The 3,598-nt window shown below is 76.2% G+C and carries 4 protein-coding genes; 3 read left to right on the top strand and 1 reads right to left on the bottom strand.

Going from position 1 to position 3,598, the window contains the following annotated elements; translation table 11 throughout:
* Window positions 1–126 precede the first annotated feature (126 nt).
* The 3 genes from RKE29_RS28610 (at window position 127) to RKE29_RS28600 (ending at window position 2,274) form a co-directional block, all read left to right on the top strand.
* The gene (locus RKE29_RS28610; protein WP_312008607.1) at window positions 127–771 is read left to right on the top strand and encodes an MBL fold metallo-hydrolase; all 645 of its coding nucleotides are present in this window, start codon (window positions 127–129) and stop codon (window positions 769–771) included.
* Between the two features lie 30 nt (window positions 772–801).
* The gene (locus tag RKE29_RS28605) at window positions 802–1,581 is read left to right on the top strand and encodes an exodeoxyribonuclease III (RefSeq protein WP_312008606.1); all 780 of its coding nucleotides are present in this window, start codon (window positions 802–804) and stop codon (window positions 1,579–1,581) included.
* A gap of 228 nt (window positions 1,582–1,809) precedes the next feature.
* The gene (locus tag RKE29_RS28600) at window positions 1,810–2,274 is read left to right on the top strand and encodes a DUF6278 family protein (protein ID WP_312008605.1); all 465 of its coding nucleotides are present in this window, start codon (window positions 1,810–1,812) and stop codon (window positions 2,272–2,274) included.
* A gap of 458 nt (window positions 2,275–2,732) precedes the next feature.
* Here RKE29_RS28600 and RKE29_RS28595 read toward each other — a convergent pair whose 3' ends face one another.
* Complete coding sequence (locus tag RKE29_RS28595; RefSeq protein ID WP_312008603.1) at window positions 2,733–3,476, bottom strand: hypothetical protein; 744 nt, start codon at window positions 3,474–3,476, stop codon at window positions 2,733–2,735.
* Window positions 3,477–3,598: the final 122 nt, after the last annotated feature.

Below are 3,598 nucleotides of genomic sequence, written 5' to 3'. Positions count from 1 at the left end.
GGGGCGGCGCGCGCCGCAGGGCCGGGCCGCGCGGCTGCGGGCCGGACGCTAGGCCGTGGGCCGGACGCGGGGCCCTGGGCCCGGGCGGGCGCGCGGCCCTACGGCCGCTGCCGCACAATGATCCGCATGAAGCTCACCAAACAAGGCCACTCCTGCGTCCGGCTGGAGAAGGACGGGCGGCGGCTCGTCATCGACCCGGGAGCCTTCAGCGAGGAGGACGCCGCGGGCGGCGCGGACGCCATCCTGGTCACGCACGAGCACATCGACCACTTCGACGAGGGACGGCTGCGGGCGGCGCTCGACGCCAACCCGGAGGCTGGGCTGTGGACGCTCGCCAGCGTGGCCGGGCAGCTCTCGGCCGCGTACCCGGGGCGGGTGCACACGGTGGGGGAGGGGGACGCCTTCCAGGCCGCCGGGTTCGACGTGGAGGTGCACGGGCAGCTGCACGCCGTGATCCACCCCGACATCCCGCGGATCACGAACGTCGGCTACGTGGTGGACGGGGCGGTCTTCCACCCCGGCGACGCGCTCACCGTGCCCGGGCGGCCCGTGGAGACGCTGCTGCTGCCCGTACACGCCCCGTGGAACAAGTTCAGTGAGATCGTCGACTACGTGCGCGAGGTGGGGCCGCGCCGCGCCTACACCATCCACGACGGGCTGCTGTGCGACACCGGGCACATGGTCTACAACCGGCAGCTGGGCCCGGCGGGGCCGGGCATCGGCGGCGCCGAGCACGTCCGGCTGGCCCCGGGGGAGAGCGTCCCGGTCTGAGTGTCAGTGGCCGCAGGTAGCTTTGACGGCATGCGCATCGCTACCTGGAATGTGAACTCGATCACCGCCCGGCTGCCCCGCCTGCTGGCCTGGCTGGAGCGCACCGGCACGGACGTGCTGTGCGTCCAGGAGACCAAGTGCGCCGCCGACGCCTTCCCGTACGAGCCGCTGCGTGAGCTGGGGTACGAGGCCGCGGTCAACGCGACCGGGAGGTGGAACGGGGTGGCGGTGATCTCCCGCGTCGGACTGGAGAGCTGCACCACCGGCCTGCCCGGCGGCCCGGAGTACGACGGCGCGCAGGAGCCGCGCGCCGTCTGCGCCACCTGCGGCCCGGTCCGCGTCTGGTCGGTCTACGTGCCCAACGGCCGCGAGATCGGCCACCCGCACTACGACTACAAGCTGCTGTGGTTCGAGGCGCTGCGCGCGGCGGTGGCGGAGGACGCGGCGGGCCCGCGCCCGTTCGCCGTCCTCGGCGACTTCAACGTGGCGCCGACCGACGAGGACGTGTGGGACCCGGCCGTCTTCGAGGGGCTGACGCACGTGACGCCCAAGGAGCGGGAGGCCCTGGCCGCGCTGCGCGAGGCCGGACTGTCGGACGTCGTGCCCCGCCCGCTGAAGTACGACCGCCCGTACACCTACTGGGACTACCGCGAGCTGTCCTTCCCGAAGAACAAGGGCATGCGCATAGACCTCGTCTACGGCAACGCCCCCTTCGCCGAGGCCGTCGGCGACGCCTACGTCGACCGCGAGGAGCGCAAGGGCAAGGGCGCCTCGGACCACGCGCCGGTGGTGGTCGACCTGGACGTGTGACAGGCGGGCCGTGAGGTCTGGGCCCGGTGCGGGGTTGCATGTGCGGGCGGACCGGTGCTCGCGGGGGCGCGGTGCTCGCGGGGCGGGGGCTCGGCTCGCGTGCGGGGCGCGGCGGGTGCGCGGCACCCGGGGGGCGGCGCCGGAGCGGCCGGGTCGCGCCGCTCGGGCCGCGCGCCGCCCCGCGCGCCCTGTGGTGTCGCCCGGGCCCTGGATGCCACGCTGAACGGTATGAACATCTCCTTCTTGGACAACTGGCGCAAGCGGCACGGCCCGCTGTGCGCGGCGGGCCCGACGGGCGCGGGGGAGCCGGACGAGAAGGACCCGCGGGACGGGGCGGATCCGCTGGTGGCGCAGCTGCTGTCCGAGTGCGAGCTGCTGCGCGCGCGGGCCGCGTCGGCGGGCGTCGAACTGGACGACTCGGCGCGCTCCCTGGAGGCCCTGGACCAGCTGCTGCCGCGCTGGCGCGACGACCCGGAGGAGCTGCCCTGGCTCGGCAACGACGCGGGTCTCTACCTGGGCACGGTCGTGGTGCGCACGCTGCCGGGCGCGACCTGGCAGGTGTGGCCCGACGGTCGGCCGGTGGTCCGGCTCGCGTCCGGGCGGGAGCTGGACGTGGTGGCGGCGGGCCACGAGTGGGCGGCGGACGGCGTACCGGAGCTGTCCGGGCTGTACGCGGAGGTGGCCGGACCCTGACCGGGCCGCGCGCCGCGAGGCCGGTTCCTGGCCGGGTCTGGCGGTCCCCCTGCTCGGGGCGGCGGTTGGGACGGGCCGGGCGGTCCCGGGCGCGGCGTGGCGGTCCCTGGTCCGGCCTGGCCTGGCGGTTCGTGGTCCGGCCTGGCCTGGCCGGTCCCTTGTCCGGTCCGGTTCGTGGTCCGGCCTGGCCTGGCGGTTCGTGGTCCGGCCTGGCCTGGCCGGTCCCTTGTCCGGTCCGGTTCGTGGTCCGGCCTGGCCTGGCGGTTCGTGGTCCGGCCTGGCCTGGCCGGTCCCTTGTCCGGTCCGGTTCGTGGTCCGGCCTGGCCTGGCGGTTCGTGGTCCGGCGTGGTCTGGCGGTTCGTGGTCCGAAGGGTTCGGCCGGGGGCTTCGTCGGCTGCGGGCGGGGTCGGCTCCGGCGGGGTCCGGGGCGGCCGGGGTGGGGCCGCCCCGGCGGGTCCTCAGGCCGTCTTGGCGCCGCGCTGGCGGGACGGGGCCGTGGTGGCCTCGCGGGTCACGTCGGCCACCAGCTCGACCAGGTCGGGGCCGTACGCCTGGGAGTTGACCACCTTCAGCAGCAGGCAGAAGGTGCCGTGCGAGCCGTACTTGCGCGCCAGCCGGGACCGGCCGCGCACCAGGTGCCGGACGGCGGCGCGGTGGGTCACCGGCCGCTGGCCCGCGGCCAGGAACACCGGGCGGCCGCCGTCGCCCGCGGTGAGCCGCGCCAGCAGCACGTACTCGACCGTGCCCGGCTCGGGGCGGTAGGCCGTGCCGCCGACGGTGAACGTGCCGCGCCCCTCGCCCGCCTCGTCGCCCGGGTCCACGGCCACGCCGGGCAGCAGCCCGGCCAGGTGGGCGGCGAGGCGGCGGTGCGTGGTCGGGTCGCCCAGGCAGAACTCGGTGCGCGCCCCGAAGCCCTGGAGGCCGGTGTCGTGCGGTGCGACCTCGGCGTGCGCGCCGCAGTTGTCGACGACGGCGGCGAGGGCGAGCATCGCCAGGGCGTCGTGACGGGGGATGTTCCAGTGCGGCGAGGTGCTGTCCCGGTGGGTGACCAGCACGCACTCCGAGCCCTCCGGCAGGCCGAAGAACAGCTGTTCGCGGCGGCGGGCGCGGCGGGCGGCGGCCGCGTACGCCGCCCAGCCGAGCGCCACGCCCACGACCAGGGCCGACGCTGAGACGATCAGATCCCGCAGGGTGTCGGTCATGCCCGGGGATCGTAGCGGTGTTGTGAGGTGAACACGACACGCTGGGCGTCCCGGGTGCGGCCGGGCGCCGGGCGCGCCGCGCCGCCGGGGGGCGCTGCGGCGCGGGCGGGCTCCGGCGGGCC

Source organism: Streptomyces sp. B1866 (assembly GCF_031932565.1).
Lineage (GTDB): Bacteria > Actinomycetota > Actinomycetes > Streptomycetales > Streptomycetaceae > Streptomyces.
Note: the sequence above shows the minus strand (reverse complement) of the source record. Positions and strands in the feature narration are given on the sequence as shown.

Coding starts and splice junctions, on each gene's coding strand:
- RKE29_RS28610 (WP_312008607.1), top strand. CDS start 127: ATGAAGCTCACCAAACAAGGCCACTCCTGCGTCCGGCTGGAGAAGGAC.
- RKE29_RS28605 (WP_312008606.1), top strand. CDS start 802: ATGCGCATCGCTACCTGGAATGTGAACTCGATCACCGCCCGGCTGCCC.
- RKE29_RS28600 (WP_312008605.1), top strand. CDS start 1,810: ATGAACATCTCCTTCTTGGACAACTGGCGCAAGCGGCACGGCCCGCTG.
- RKE29_RS28595 (WP_312008603.1), bottom strand. CDS start 3,476: ATGACCGACACCCTGCGGGATCTGATCGTCTCAGCGTCGGCCCTGGTC.